Annotated in this window: 12 protein-coding genes and 5 pseudogenes; 12 read left to right on the top strand and 5 right to left on the bottom strand. The window is 62.1% G+C overall.

Annotation, left to right across the window (positions count from 1 at the left end):
* Positions 1-269: 269 nt before the first annotated feature.
* A complete protein-coding gene (locus EHW12_RS36000; protein WP_277426221.1) occupies positions 270-398 on the bottom strand; it encodes a hypothetical protein in 129 nt (42 codons plus the stop codon).
* A gap of 35 nt (positions 399-433) precedes the next feature.
* Between EHW12_RS36000 and EHW12_RS36005 the strand changes: the two genes are divergently transcribed.
* The 5 genes from EHW12_RS36005 (at position 434) to EHW12_RS33615 (ending at position 3716) form a co-directional block, all read left to right on the top strand.
* Positions 434-556, top strand: a complete 123-nt coding sequence (locus EHW12_RS36005; RefSeq protein WP_277426222.1) for a hypothetical protein — start codon at positions 434-436, stop codon at positions 554-556.
* A 102-nt stretch (positions 557-658) separates the two neighbouring features.
* Entirely contained in the window at positions 659-1222 is a 564-nt protein-coding gene (locus EHW12_RS33595; RefSeq protein WP_003943350.1) for a hypothetical protein, read from the top strand.
* A 381-nt stretch (positions 1223-1603) separates the two neighbouring features.
* Positions 1604-3154 (top strand): YhjD/YihY/BrkB family envelope integrity protein, encoded by a 1551-nt coding sequence (locus EHW12_RS33605; RefSeq protein WP_125053501.1) that lies wholly within the window; start codon positions 1604-1606, stop codon positions 3152-3154.
* 71 nt (positions 3155-3225) lie between these two features.
* Positions 3226-3447 carry a DUF3618 domain-containing protein gene (locus EHW12_RS33610; RefSeq protein ID WP_003943397.1) on the top strand — a complete coding sequence of 74 codons (222 nt, stop codon included), beginning with the start codon at positions 3226-3228 and terminating at the stop codon, positions 3445-3447.
* On the top strand, positions 3444-3716 hold the full coding sequence (locus EHW12_RS33615; RefSeq protein WP_003943358.1) for a DUF4235 domain-containing protein: 273 nt from the start codon (positions 3444-3446) through the stop codon (positions 3714-3716). Before EHW12_RS33610 ends, EHW12_RS33615 begins: the two co-directional genes overlap by 4 nt.
* A gap of 647 nt (positions 3717-4363) precedes the next feature.
* Here the strand turns inward: EHW12_RS33615 and istB are convergent.
* From istB to EHW12_RS33635, 3 genes are all read right to left on the bottom strand, one after another.
* Positions 4364-5155, bottom strand: a complete 792-nt coding sequence (gene istB, locus EHW12_RS33625) for an IS21-like element IS1415 family helper ATPase IstB (protein ID WP_003944771.1) — start codon at positions 5153-5155, stop codon at positions 4364-4366.
* Positions 5155-6696, bottom strand: a complete 1542-nt coding sequence (istA, locus tag EHW12_RS33630; protein ID WP_030538069.1) for an IS21-like element IS1415 family transposase — start codon at positions 6694-6696, stop codon at positions 5155-5157. Before istA ends, istB begins: the two co-directional genes overlap by 1 nt.
* 358 nt (positions 6697-7054) lie before the next feature.
* On the bottom strand, positions 7055-7753 hold the full coding sequence (locus tag EHW12_RS33635; protein WP_125053503.1) for an IS6 family transposase: 699 nt from the start codon (positions 7751-7753) through the stop codon (positions 7055-7057).
* Positions 7754-8620: 867 nt separating this feature from the next.
* Between EHW12_RS33635 and EHW12_RS33640 the strand changes: the two are divergent.
* The 3 pseudogenes from EHW12_RS33640 to EHW12_RS33650 all read left to right on the top strand — a co-directional run.
* Positions 8621-8958, top strand: a pseudogene (locus tag EHW12_RS33640) (DDE-type integrase/transposase/recombinase); the annotation flags it as partial.
* Positions 8959-9072: 114 nt separating this feature from the next.
* A pseudogene (locus EHW12_RS33645) lies at positions 9073-9486 on the top strand (transposase); the annotation flags it as partial.
* Positions 9486-9818: pseudogene (locus tag EHW12_RS33650) on the top strand (integrase core domain-containing protein); the annotation flags it as partial. The pseudogenes EHW12_RS33645 and EHW12_RS33650, both read left to right, overlap by 1 nt.
* 14 nt (positions 9819-9832) lie before the next feature.
* On the opposite strand, the gene EHW12_RS33655 reads toward EHW12_RS33650, so the two are convergent.
* Positions 9833-10894, bottom strand: a complete 1062-nt coding sequence (locus EHW12_RS33655) for an IS110 family transposase (RefSeq protein WP_064444782.1) — start codon at positions 10892-10894, stop codon at positions 9833-9835.
* A gap of 256 nt (positions 10895-11150) precedes the next feature.
* Here EHW12_RS33655 and EHW12_RS35710 point away from each other — a divergent pair.
* The 4 genes and pseudogenes from EHW12_RS35710 to EHW12_RS33670 all read left to right on the top strand — a co-directional run.
* Positions 11151-11255: pseudogene (locus EHW12_RS35710) on the top strand (IS481 family transposase); the annotation flags it as partial.
* 727 nt (positions 11256-11982) lie between these two features.
* A complete protein-coding gene (locus tag EHW12_RS33660; protein ID WP_024488231.1) occupies positions 11983-12423 on the top strand; it encodes a hypothetical protein in 441 nt (146 codons plus the stop codon).
* A 598-nt stretch (positions 12424-13021) separates the two neighbouring features.
* Positions 13022-13226, top strand: a pseudogene (locus EHW12_RS35715) (IS110 family transposase); the annotation flags it as partial.
* A gap of 276 nt (positions 13227-13502) precedes the next feature.
* Positions 13503-14015 (top strand): hypothetical protein, encoded by a 513-nt coding sequence (locus EHW12_RS33670; RefSeq protein ID WP_064442835.1) that lies wholly within the window; start codon positions 13503-13505, stop codon positions 14013-14015.
* Positions 14016-14384 lie beyond the last annotated feature (369 nt).

Here is a 14384-nt window from a genome sequence, read left to right on the forward strand (position 1 = left end):
ATGCCCGCGATCTTCAGAAGACCTCCACACCTCTGGGCCCGCATAGATGGAAGCCCGAACGTGTACCCGGCGGTTATATGCTCAACACGGATGAGAAAGAAGGGAGCCCTCGGCCGTTGACGGAGAACGAAATCTCCGCAGATCAGGAAACTACGCAACAACCAATGACGCAGCCCCTTTCAATCGGTGGACAGCTCGGCAGCTGTTCATAATCTGTATCCGATGGTATAGATTTTAGAGTGTTGTTGACGTAGGTACGAAGAAAGCACTCACAGAGTCGGGAGCCCGATAATGACGATCGCCATCTCACCAACTCGGCACAGCGAGATCAGCTTCACCGGCGCGAGCTGGGGTGCAGCGGACGTCGGGCGGCGTATCGCTTCGATGCTTCGAGGCATCCCGTGGGCCTTTCATCGATGTCGCGTTGGTGGTCATGGCAGCTGTTGTCCTGGGGCTCACGGTGGGGTGGCTGCTTACCAACGTCGCCACAGGCTTGGCAATTACGCTCGGCACCGCGGCAGCTTTCCGCTTCGTTCTAGGCACGCTCACTACGTGAGAGACCACAGTTCGCTGCCGCAACTCACCTCGCGACATCGAGCGGCTTCGAAGTCGGCGACATCCCCCGACGCCACCGTCCATCCCAGTCCAGGAGGAACTTATGCCATCACGTAATACCGTCATTCGCAGTCTGCACGACCTCGGAGCAGCAGCATGGTTCGGCGGCTCGCTGATGGGGGCAGTCGGTCTTAACGGCGCCGCCGATGCGGTTCGTGACCCCCAGGACCGCGCACGGGTCGCCTCGTTGGGATGGGCGAAATGGGCTCCGGTCAACGCGGCCGCTATCGGTGCTCACCTCGTCGGCGGCGGGGCACTGCTGTATGCGAACAGGGACCGAGCGCAACACCAGGGCGGGGTCAAAGCGAACACGATCACCAAGATCGTTGTCACGGGCGCTGCCCTTGCGGCGACCGCATACAGCGGTGTCCTCGGAGCCAAGATCGCCACAGCAGACGGCGAATACGTCGAGGGTGCTACCGAACCGGCGCCCTCGACCCCCGACGAGGTCACCGCCGCTCAGCGGCAACTGCAGTATGTGCAGTGGGCTCTGCCGGCTCTGACCGGGGCCATCGTCGTTCTGGGAGCGCAGCAGGGCGAGCAGCAACGCCCCGCACAAATTCTCACCGGGCTCGGTTCCACTCTGGCCCGTCGTGTCCGCAAGTGAACCCGCACTGTTTCCCGAACAGACACGATTGATGATGCAAAACAGTGACAGTTCGACGATTACGGTGGAGGACGCTCGACTGCTGCGCGGAGGGCAGGTAATCAGAGTTGACGGCGATGTTATCGGTGTGATCGGGTCGTTGCTTCTCGATCCGATCACAGCGTCACCGCATTGGGTGACTGCGGACTTCGATGACGCTGGGTATGCCTTGGTTCCCCTGACTGGTGCTTATCGTGACGGGCAAAGCCTGCGAGTGCCGTTCACCGGCGCCCAGGTCAGCGCTGCACCGGAGCGGGGACATGTCGATGCTCTAACTCCTGATGACGAACAGGTTTTGCGCAACTACTACGAACAAGTTCGAGCGAGAGGAACTGATCAGAGATGACCGGCGCTGACACCGCTCCGGTCGAGGCGGACCCGGACGACCCTCGCAAACCGCAGTCGCCGACCGAGCTGACGAAATCGTCGTGGCTCTACGTACTGCGCTCGACCGCTCGCCAGTTCTCGCGTGATCAGTGCACTGACCTCGCGGCTGCGTTGACGTATTACGCTGTGCTGTCGCTGTTTCCGGCGATCCTGGCAGTGGTTTCCCTTCTCGGAGTATTCGGCCAAGGTCAGTCGACCGTGGATGCGGTTTTGCAAATTGTCGGCGACCTCGGTCCATCCTCGGCAGTGGATACCCTGAGGGGACCGATTCAGCAGCTCGTGCAAGCCCCGGCGGCTGGGTTCGCCCTCATCGCCGGTATCGCGGGCGCGCTATGGTCCGCTTCCGGGTATGTCGGAGCGTTCGGGCGTGCGATGAACCGCATGTACGAGGTCGACGAAGGCCGTCCAGTGTGGAAACTTCGGCCGGTGATGCTGCTGGTGACTATCGTCGCGTTGACGTTGATCGGTTGCGCTGCAGCGATGTTGGCGATCAGTGGGCCCGTTGCACGAGCGATCGGCGATGTGATCGGGGCGGGAGACACCGCCTTGACTGTCTGGAATATCGCTCGCTGGCCGGTGGTGCTGGTGTTCGTCGTTCTCGCCGTTGCGATTCTGTATTACGCCACTCCGAACATCCAGCAACCGAAGTTTCGGTGGATCAGCGGCGGCGCCGCCCTGGCCATTGTGGTGTGGATCCTCGCATCGGTCGGTTTCGGGTTTTACGTCGCCAACTTCAGCAGCTACAACAAGACCTACGGCTCCCTCGCCGGCGCGATCGTGTTCCTGCTGTGGTTGTGGATCACCAACCTTGCACTGCTGTTCGGCGCAGAACTCGATTCCGAACTCGAACGCGGACGACAACTTCAAGCCGGGATCGCCGCCGAAGAACAACTCCAACTCCCGCCCAGAGACACTCGCGTCTCGGACAAGAACGCCCAGAAAGACGCCGACGAGGTCGAACGTGGGCGAGAGTTGCGTCAGGCGCACATCTCCGACCACGGTAGCGAAAAGTCCAGGGCTGCTAGTTCTGCCGACCCGTACCCACCGAAACCGGGAGGAACACCGATGAGTGATCCCACACGCGACCACGCTGAGCGCACCCCTACGCCGAGCTCCCCCCAAGCGGCGGACTTGTCGACCGTTCAACTCGTCGAGCGACTCACCGAGCAAGTGTCGACACTGGTGCGCACTGAAATCGCCGCCGGACTGGACGAAGTCAAAAACAAAGGCACCCGACTCGGGATCGGGATCGGCATCTCCGGAGCGGGAGCCGTCTTGGCGTTGTTCGGACTCGCAACTCTGATCGCCGCAGCAGTACTCGGACTCGCCACCGTCGTTGCCCCCTGGCTCGCAGCGCTGATCGTCGGCGTTACTGTTCTGATGATCGGCGGAGCGGTGGCCGCGGTGGGCGCAACCCGATCCAAGAAGGCACTACCACCAGTTCCGCAGGACACCGCGGCCAGCGTCAGCGAAGACATCTCCACCATCAAGAAGGGCATCCGATGACCGACAGTCATGACAACCCGTCCGAGAGCATTCCACCTGGGGCGACCGCGTCGACTGACCCGGAGCGGAGCGTGGAAGAACAGCGCGCCGATCTCGCGGACACCGTCGCCGCGCTCGCCGCCAAAGCGGATGTACCCGCGCGGGTGCAGGACAGTGCGAATGCACAGCTGCACGAAGCGAAAGCCTTTGCCAAAGAAAACCCGCAAATCCTCACCGCAGTCTCGCTCGGCATCGCCCTCGTCGCGTTGATCATCTTCCGCCGCAAGCGGTCTCACAGAAGGAGTGATCGATGAGCGCGGTCGTGAAAGCAATCTACAAACCGCTCTCCCTGGCGACGAGCGTGCTCGGCGGTATCGCCGCCGGCGTGGTGTTCAAACAGATTTGGAAGCGCGTCGACGACAACGACGCGGCCGCACCGAACCCAAAAGATCTCCACCGTAGTGTCCGAGAAGTATTGATTGCCGCAGTCATTCAAGGGGCATTCTTCGGCCTGGTCAAGGCAGCAGTGGACCGAGCCGGTGCCACCGGTTATCGTGCCTTGACTCACGAAGATCCGGTGTAGACGTTCTCGGTCACCGAGGTTGCCGAAATAAGTGGGTTGACTCTCGGCATCGAAAGATGCGCGGTCGGCGACGATGCCGCGGCTCGGCCTGGTCGATGGAACCAGTCGTGAGGACCGGCTCGCGTGAAGATACGACGCGCCGCACGGCCGGGGGACGCGGACGAACCGACCATCTTGGTGCAGGTGGGCAGACCAACGTTATTACCCGGGCAATAACCGATGTGCACCCTTCTCCGACGCCTTCGGCGTGGAGTACAGGACTGACGAGTCGCTGCGACAACGACAACGACGTCAACCCTCAGGCGTGATCCGGGCACCGCAACTCAGACGGTACGGTCCATCCGCTCGCTGTGAGCCACCGGCGCACCGGGTCCGGAAAACCATCACCACTGTGGGCGGCCTGGGCGAGATCGCCGGCGAGGATTCGGCCCGTCGCCGCACACCGCGCACGCGACATCGAAGGCCGGCGGCGGTTCGCACTGGTCGCAATGAGATCGGGCGATGACCGAACCAAGAAGGTCCGCGCGTTGGTGTGTCAATGGCCACGAAGTTCTCCCCGTAGGCGGCCAGTAGTTCTCCCCGCTGGTGGCCACGGGTTCTCCCCGGTGGCGGCCAGTTGTTTTTCCCCACCCGCTTTCTGATTTGGGTTAGCTGAAGGGCTTCACCCCCTTGCCGGTGGTGGCTTCGGTGAGGCGGAAGGAGTCGCCGTCGGTGACGACGACGTGCGCATGGTGCAGGAGCCGGTCAACGGTGGCGGTGGCCAATGTTTTGGGCATGATCTCGTCGAAGCCGGAGGGGTGCAGGTTGCTTGAGACGGCAATCGCTCGGCGTTCGTAGGCAGCGTCGACGAGGCGATAGAATCCTTCGGCGGCGTCTTCAGAGACCGGGAGCAGACCGATGTCGTCGACGATGATCAGGTCGGAGCGGATGATCCTCGTCAGGGCTCGGGCGATGGAGTCGTCGGCACGGTGCCGGCGGACCAGGGCACCGAGGTCTTCGATGGTGAACCAAGACACCGCCAGCCCAGCTTCGACTGCGGCCTGCCCGAGTGCCTCGGTGAAGTGAGACTTGCCAGTTCCCGAAGGCCCACAGACGCAGAAACATTCACGCCGCCCGACCCACTCCAGGGTGCGGAGCGCGTCCTGGGTGGCGCGGGGAATCGACGATTTCGTTTCGTCCCAGTCGCCGAAGGTCTTGCCGGTAGGGAAACCCGCGCGTTTGCGGCGAGTGTGCAGGTTCGCCCGGTCCCGGCCGGCGGCTTCCTCAGCGAGGAGAACCCGCACGACTTCGGCGGGGTCCCAGCGTTGGGCTTTCGCGGTCGGGATGATATCGCTCAAGGACCTGCGGATATGGGGCAGTTTCAGGCGTTTAGTCAGGTCGATCGCCTCGGCCAACGGGTCGCCGTTAGCGCTGGTAACAGTGCGCAAAGGGGTGCTCATCAGGCGTCATCGCTTTCATCGTCAGTAGTGGCTGGGCTGGCCGGCGCTGGTGTCTGGCCGAAGGTGGACCAGGCGGCGGTGCCCGGTTGCAGAGTGTGGTTCTCGCTGCGACGGACCGGATCAGCGTGTTCGTGGGTGACTTGGTAGTCGAGGATCGAGATCAGGTCCCGATCGGCGAACCGGCCGGTCATCGCCGCCGTCCCCAACGCTCTGTCGACTGCGTCCGGGGAGTGCAGCTTCGAAAGGTCCACGGCCTCGGCCATCTTCGCCCTGATGCGGCGCGCTCCCGCGGCGGCAGCCTCGACCAGCCAGCTGTTGGCACCCTGGCCCAACTGTAGGAAGGCGAGCTCGGCGGCGGTACGAGGCTTGGGCACCCGGTCGGCGGCGTCGCGGTCTGGGCGGGGTGGGTAGTGGTCGTTGTCGAGGACCGGTGAACCGGGTTGGCCGCGGCGGTGCCGCGCGACTTCGACTGCACCGCCATCATTGTCGACGGCGGTCACGATCAGCTCCTCACCATGGAAGCGGGCCCAGACCCGAGTGTCGATCAACGTGTGCGGCACCGAATACCGCACCCCTTCCACCGAGATCGTCGACTCCCAGTTCACCCGCCGGGTAGTGCCGAACACCGCGGTGAACGGAGATTTCGGCAGCGGATGCAGCCGCTGCAACTCTTCGGCCAGCCGCTCGACCGGCCGCCGCCGAGTAGAGCTGTGGACGCGGGTGTTGACGTCGGTGCAGAACTGCCGGCAAGCCGACTCGAGCTCACCGAAAGAGTGATACTGCTCGCGCAGGTTCACCTCCTTCGGCAACAGGTCGGCTTTGGCGATCCGCACCGTCGCCTCACTTCCTCCCTTCGACTCCGGATCAGCAGGTAAACACGTCCGCAGCGTCGTGCCGTAATGCCGTGCCACCTCCACGATCTCCGGATTGCGGACCGCGATCCCGGCCACGTGATCGATCGTCGCGGTCTTCTCGTTGTCGGTGAGGACATAGACCGGAACCCCGCCCAAGCGGCGGAATGTCGCATCCAAACACGCCGCCACCGTCGGCAATGTCTTGTCCCAGATCGGGATCACCACCCGAAATCGCGACCACGCCAACCATGCGCAGAACAACGTCGTCTTCCGGCCGGAAATCGTTGGCCCGTCACCGAAGTCGTACTGTAACCACAGCCCAGGTTCGGTTACCCACGGCCGATACACTCGCCGCCGACCAGCCCGAAACTGGGCCTTCGCCTCCGCGACCGTCCGGCGCGTGGTCCGCTCACCGCCGGTGAACCCCAGCGCGACGATCCGTTCGTGGATGACATCCGCGCGGACCTTGCCCTGCGAGCGGACCACCAACTCCTCGATCTTCGGCAGAAAGTCGTCGATCGCCCGCGCTCGATGCCGCCGGCGGTCCGGCGGCTGCCCCGCAGCGCGCATCTGCACATACCGGGCCACCGTGTGGTGATCACACCCAGCCAGCTCCGCCGCCGCCCGATAACTACCCGTGAGGTCGTACGCCTCCAAAATTTCCATGATCTCCCTGCTCGATTTCATCCACCCAGCGTTGCCGGGACCGAATCTGACTCACAGCAGGTGGGGAACTATCTGGCCGTACGCGGGGAGAAACCATGGCCACAAAATGCGCCATAAATGGCCGCCAGTGGGGAGCTTACGATGGCCGTCGACATTGGTGGGCGTCTTCGGCTCTGGTGCTCGGCTCGTAGCCGCAGAGGCAGATCCGCGGCGACAGCATCGCCACAACAGGGACCGCAGCCCACCATGTTCACCGGTACAGCCGACGAACTCGCAGCCCGGGTGCGTGTGTTGAGGCACTGTCACGTTAATCGAAAAGTGAAGCGGCGAAGGATGTTTGGGGAATTCTGTTACAGGGCACTGCTGGGGCAGTTCACTTTCAGGCGGCGACACCGGCCGCGGTGACTTCCTGCCAGACCGCGAAACGGTCGGCCATCTCGGCACGCCATTCGGGCGCGGTCAGTCGATACCGACCGGGCTGGAAATGCGGTGAGATCGAACTAAACGCGGACAGGAAACGTTGCGCGTGCCGGGCCGATGCGAACCGTTTCATCGCATGTTCCCGCTGTCTGGTGGGTTGATGCGAGTTCTCGGCCCGATTGTTCAAATACTTGGATCGGCGATGCTCGACCGAGGCCAGCATCTCGCGGTGAGCGACGCTGTAGCTGGTCAGCTTGTCGGTAACGATCACCCGCGGCACATACTGCAAGCCCTTGAGCAGCTTACGGAAGAATCGCTTGGCGGCGTTGCCGTTTCGGCGCGACTGGACCAGCACATCGAGCACGTTCCCGTGCTGGTCGACCGCCCGCCACAAGTAATGCAGTGTGCCGTTGATTTTGATGAAGACCTCGTCGAGATGCCACTTGTCGCCGGGCCTGGACCGCCGTCGGCACAGCTGGTTGGCGTAGGCCTGCCCAAACTTGGCGCACCACCGGCGGATCGTCTCGTAACTCACCACGACACCGCGTTCGAGCATCATCTCCTCGACTTCACGGAAGCTGAGCGGGAACCGAAAGTACAACCACACACAGTGATTGATGATCTCGACCGGGTAGCGGTGGCCCTTGTACGACAGCATTGCGGTGCTCACGCCACATTCTCCCAGTTTGCCGCGTTCAACAACGTGACAGTGCCGTGGGAAAGGTAGTGATGACGACAGAATCGGCGGATTACAGGCCTCCGATCGATATGCCGCTGCACGTCAGCATCAGGTGGTCGTAGGTTCATCTCGAACGGGAAAGCTACGCGTCCGGTTGCGGCTCAGTATCGGTCCGTCTGATTATGCAACGGCCGGTCGGGTACGCCTCGGGCGTACCGAACGCCACTGTTTGGGCTTTCACGCAAGTCAAACGCATCATGAAAATTAACGAGCACCACCGTGTGAGTCTCGGAATTATGTGGCACGTTCTTCCTGAATTATTTGGCACGATGGTAGCCGTCAGGCACTCTCACCTTGGATCCTCGGTCGAGTAGGAGGTGGGCGGTATCTCGGACCTCTCTGTGTTGAGATCCGCCAACCCGGCATTCTCCGAGCTACCGGACAACTCCTCGACGCGGCGACTGTTCAGAAAACCACTGATCAACTGCCACAGTTCATCCGCGAACGCCGGGCATCTGGTCCGACCAAGCGAAGCAAGAGCACGAACGCATCATCATCATCATCATCATCATCGAGCGCGGCCACGATCCCGCGCTCGGCGATCACCCTCGAATCATCGGGGTACACCCCGCCCAGGAACTCCAGCCCATGCAGATAACCGTCGGGTTACCTGTTCGGGCGCATCCCCTCATTCTTCCACCACGATCACTCCTGCAAGATCGGCGGCGTCAAGTATTCCAGCGCTGCTAAGCAGGCCCGTCTGATCACATCTGTGCCCGGTGGGAGTGGGCCCGAGGCATTGTCACGTTGACGAGCTATCGAGGGCCAGCTGGCACGATTTCGATCGTGACCACCACCGCCGCGCCGTCGTACAAGCGTCACCGCTACCCCAGCGAGATCATCGACCATTGTGTGTGGCTGTATTTTCGGTTCACGATTTTCGGTTCACTCTGAGCTTTTGCGACGTGGAGGAACTCATGCTCGAACGTGGTGTCGTGGTCTCCTACGAGACGATCCGGCGATGGTGTGACAAGTTCGGGCAGGCCAACGCGAATCGGCTGCGTCGCCGCCGTGCTCGCCCCGGCGACAAGTGGTTCCTCGACGAAGTTTTCGTCCGGATCAACGGAGTTCAGCACTACCTGTGGCATGCCGTCGACCAAGACGGCACAGTCCTGGACGTGCTAGACGGTATGAGGGTCGGCCCGTTTCGGGCCGGGGACTCGCTTGCAAGTTGCCGTGGGTTGCCGAGTAGGCGAAGCCTGGATCGGTAGTGCCTACATTTGCAGGAGGCCCCGGTGATGTATCAGCGTACGAGTGTCGGATTGGACGTGCACGCACTGTCTGTAGTGGCATGTGCGATCGACGGTCAAACCGGTGAAGTATGGAAACAACGATTATGTCCGGACTCCGGTGAGATCCTCGCCTGGTTGCGTTCGTTGCCGGGTCCGGTGAAAGCCGTCTACGAGGCCGGACCGACCGGATTCGGCCTGTACCGAGCTCTGAATCAAGCGGGTGTGGAGTGCGTGGTGGTTGCGCCGTCGAAATTGCAGAGACCTGCTGGTGACCGCGTCAAGACCGATGCTCGCGACGCGCTGCATCTGGCGCGGTTGCTCCGACTGGACGAGATCGTCGAGGTCACGGTCCCTTCGGTAGAACAAGAGGCAGCCCGAGATCTGGTCCGTGCCCGTGAGGATGCTCGCGGGGATCTGATTCCGCGATCGACGGCAATACGCGCCTGGCGTACACCGAGGCCCGCGACAACGAAACCGCAGCAACAGCCGTCGATTTCATGAACAACGCCCGCGTCTTCTTCGCGGCGCATGGCATCAACCGGATCGAGCGCGTGATCACCGACAACGGATCATGCTATCGGGCAGCCGATTTCACTGCTTCATTGCGAGAGGCGCGGCACTACCGCATCAAGCCGTACACACCGAAACACAACGGGAAAGTGGAACGCTACAACCGCATCCTCGCCGAAGAGCTGCTGTACTCCCGTGAGTACACCAGCGAGGAGCAACGACGTACTGCCGTTGAGGTGTGGCGCCTCTCTATTTGTCAAGCGGCAGTGAGGGATTCTCTCGATACGGCTCGAATGCTCCGTTTTTCATCTGCGAGCATGACCCGCCACAGGTGTGTAGCGAGGTGGCGTTTAAGTGCGCGGGCAGCTGATCGGGGTGATTTTCCTTCGGCGATTTTCTTGTCGTAGAACGCCCGACCGGCGCTCGACGGCATCCGGATCTGGATCATGGCGATCGTGTGGATGGCGGAGTTCAGTTGCCGATCGCCGAATCTCGACAATCGGTGATGAGAGGCGTCGGCGCTGGCGATCTGGACGGGTGCAGTTCCGGTGTAGCTGGCATACGCGGCGGCGGTGGGGAATCGGCTGGCTCGGCCGCTGCGGCCTAGAATGCGGGCAGCAAGAACCGGACCGACTCCGTCGATCTTGCGCAGGCGTGTGCCGTGCGCGTCGAGCAGTCGCGTGATCTTGCGACTGTTCGACGCGAGCTGTTCGTCGAACCGGGCGAAGTCCGTGATCAACTCCTTGGCCAGTTCGAGTCGGATCTCGTCCGGTGCGGTTCTGGCCCGAAATCTCCGGATCGTGGCAGCAGCTTTTTTGGGTGTCAACGACGTTGGCGCACCGCCGGCCATCAGCTCACGCAATAAGGCGTGGAGTTGATTGACGGTGCGAGTTCGACTGGACGACAAATTGACTCGGCGTTCGTCGAGCAAAGCAAGTGCATCGTTGACGGTCTCCGGATAGACCTGCCTGGCGTCGCCGTGCAGGGCTGCGACGCTGGCTGCGGCCGCAGCGTCGATGCGGTCGTTCTTGCGTCGTCCACCACGTGAAAGTTCACGCACTCGGGCGGTGGCGGTAGTGGGAATATCGTGCACGACCTCACCGAGGGCAAGCAGCCACAAGGCGAGGTGGTGTCCGAGGCCGTCGGTGTTCTCGATCGCCCAGCGTCGGTCCGGCCAGGCTTTGGCCCAGACGATCAATCGCTTGTATTCGATGACCGAGGCGTCGATGCGGATCGAGCCGAGGTCGGTGTTGGTGGCGGAGTCCAGTGCGGTCGCGGTGTGGGTGGACTTGTGCGGATCGATACCGATGACGATCATGGAGTTCGGTTCCCTTTCGCTCGATGGATGGGGAATCCGCGGTGGACAATCCGACTTCAAGTACCTCTCACAGCAGCTTGGGGTCACGCCTCTCTCGAGTCACACCGCGAACGCAGACCGGAGGGGGCGACACACCACACGAGAGCCATCCCCGACCTGGGGGAGACAGAACGTTCACGAGTCATTCCCACCGGCCTACTACGACACGCTATGGGCTGCAATCCCGGTCACTTGCCGTGACACACATATAAGTCGGAACGTTCACTACAATTATCACCGACCGCATTCAACACGCGGAGGACGACCGCCCGCTGCTTATCGCCAGCATCGCGTAACCAACGTCCGTGCCTCGTACACCTAGGGTCGACCTCGCCGTTCCGTCGGATTACCCGGGACGTATTCGAAAGATTCGCGCGCCGTCCCTTCCCTGATGATCCGCATGACGTTCGATACGCTCCGGTTGAGCAGCCCCACTGCGCGAAACGGGGACGCTGCAGCCACCTGAAGCGTGCGGCAGTTGCCAGGGAGGCCCGGCGGAACGACGGCGACGTCGATACGGAGGCAGGGCCCCTTCTACGCGAGAGGAGTGCAGAATCTCGAAGATCAACGCACCGAATCCGGCCACAGGATACTTCTCTACGCGGTGCCGATACTGCGGAGATCTCGTCTACGAAGGTGACTGGATCACGCCCCGGGAGCGTCACGAGGTCCAACAGCATCACCGCGAGCTGTGCTTGGCGCGGCTGCCCGATGCCAACGAAGATGCAAGCCGCAGGGGCACCCTGTCTACCGTCGTGCTGACGCTCGTGCGAGCACCGCAACCGTCGCCTCATGCTGCAACCGGGTAAGGACCGAAAAGGGGTCTCGCCGAGAAGACCCTGCCAAGAAAATCAGTTCCGAGAACAGCACAGCTGGTTTCGAGCACCCGGACTGCGAGAACCGGAATGGACCTCTCAAGGATCGGTCATTGCTCCGGAGAACCCGTGGTCCGTCGACCTCCTCGAGTCCACCATCGACGCCCACTCACACGAGGGAATCCACGTGCAGAAAGAGAGCTCGGGTATCCGTGCGCGGGTTTCTCTGATGAGATGACCAGCATGAAGAAGTTGCTGGTCGTTGCCGCGATAGCCGTTGGAATCACCGCGTGCGCAGACAAGGACGAGACTCCACCGGAGTTGCAAGAATCTGCTGTGCCCACTGTCGGCGCATCTTCTTCCGCCCCCGCTCCTACAGACGAATTCGGGGAGATGATGAACGAGGGCGCGCAAGCGCAAATCCAGCAACGCCCCGAGGAAGCTGCCCAACTCGCTGCCGATTTCGCCTCCATCACCGGGGAGCAGGTCACTGTCGTGGCGGCGCAGCAGATGTCGAACATCGTGTGTCTGGACATGGAGAACGCCCAAGGGCCGGGAGCACTGGGGGCCGTCTCCGCCGCGATGGCGACCGAGACCGGGGTCAGTGCGGAGATGATGACTCGTGTCGCTGAAAGAGCAGTGGCATACCGGTGCCCGGAGTTGGCGACCAAGTAGGGCCGCCCCTGATCCGGCACTGTTTGAGAGCGGCACCGATCGGGAACCAGTTCTCACGGTCGCAGGACGGTCGCCTCGGCCGGCTTCGGGCGTGTTCGAACCGCACGGTTCGCCGCAATCCCACCGGCCCGCCGAGGGAGCCGACACTCTCCTCGGCGGGCCACTGACCACCACATCTATTCTCTACGGTGGTCCACGACTCGTCGATGCAGACGGTTCAGGCAATGCTGCCAGAAAACGGTGGTGCCCGCCAGCTCACATGTGAGTGCTGCGCCGGCGGGCTCTGCACGCCGTGAGAGACCAACCTTACGACGCACAGTCTGTAGCACTGACCCTGCTTCTCTTACGGAGCGACTCCAGCATCGGTGCCAAGGTTCGATGCGCGCCGATCATCAGCCAGCGAGCTCCCCATCCGGAAGCAGAACAGGTGACCGCCGCGCACAGATCGAATCACTCAACGGACATCCCTGGCGCGGCCGGCGCGCCTGACATGACCCTGAAATCAGGAAATCCTTGTGCAGTAGTGGGTTTCGCAGTTATGTTTCCTGTGGGCGCCCGTCGACCGGCTGGTCACTCGACGGGAGGCGGGACGCCCGTCTCCCGCGACTGCAAACGCGTCCTGTTCCTCTCGGCGTTCGTCGTGCTGCACGATTCTGCCAGTCGCACCTACTACGACCGAAAACGAGTCGAAGGAAAGAAGCACACCGCCGCCCATCTGCCTCGCCGGAAGTCGCTGCGATGTTCTCTACGCCATGCTCAAGAACCATGAACCCTATCGATTACTCGCCGTGACTGCCGCTTGACGAAGACAACATGGCCCCCGGCAACTCATCGTCCGACGCTCCGAACCGTCGAACGCCCGTCGGTTTCCCAACTGCACTGCACCAACTCCAGTGCCACGAGCGCCGTCAGGTTGGTCACTTGATCGTGCAAAGCGGCGCGAGTCCAACGGCGCTGGGAACGCCCATCGCCCGCGCGCATCCCCCGCCCGGAAGCGTGTGCCTGATGTTTCGAAGCCGCGCGTTTCCAGGTAAGTCAATCGGCAGGATCATGGCGCTCTCGTCGTCATCGGCGCAATCGTGGCAGCCGTGATCGTTCTGCGCCCGTCACCGGGCAACTCGAACGTGGACAATCCAGCCGCCGCTGGCAGCACATCCTCAACGACCACGACTGCCGGACCGGTCACCGACGCCGACACCGTCAAAGCGGCCCTCCCCACAGCTTTGAGCAGTGCCTCCGAAAACTGTCGCCAATCCACCTTCACCACCGACGGTGCCCTCGTGATCAGCTGCGATATCAAAAAATCCAATCAACTCGCCGAAAGCTTCTCCGAATACGGCAATCGCTTCACAGCCAGCCTCGACCTGAAACAAGCGAAAAAGACACTTCTCGGATACGGCGAATACGACTACGGGAACTACGCCCTGGTCGAAAACGACTCCCGCACAGCAGGAGTCAACATCAGTGACGGCGCCACCGGACAAGTATCGGGAAGTTACGTCAACATGGAAACCGGCCTCACAATCGACGTCTACAGCATGACCGACAGCGCTGCTGTCACTAGCTTCTTCAAAAAGACAGGGCTCCTCTGATTGTCCAGTCCACCAAAAGCCGAGCCACGCAGGACGAATGTTTGACCACCACGATCCCGCGATTCCCATCCCGAAAGACTCTTCCCACCCGCGCCTCACCTAGCACGATCACGCTCGCCCGGCCTGCCGGCTGGCACTCCACCACGTCGTGAACAGACCAAGCCATCACCACGGACGAAGAAACAACCGGCGCTCGAAGTAAAGAGACCGAAGACATGAGATGCCCGCCAGCTTTCGTCTCGACTGTGCCCGCCGCACATCACGAAGCGCTTTGGCAGATGATCCATTGGCGGTCATACCAAGTTCCTCACTCTCCGACGAGGGCCGGGTCTGTACCGTCGCCACGCACCCGACATATTCGGAACGTGT

Source organism: Rhodococcus sp. NJ-530 (assembly GCF_003860625.1).
In the GTDB taxonomy this organism is placed as follows: Bacteria; Actinomycetota; Actinomycetes; order Mycobacteriales; family Mycobacteriaceae; genus Rhodococcus_F; species Rhodococcus_F qingshengii.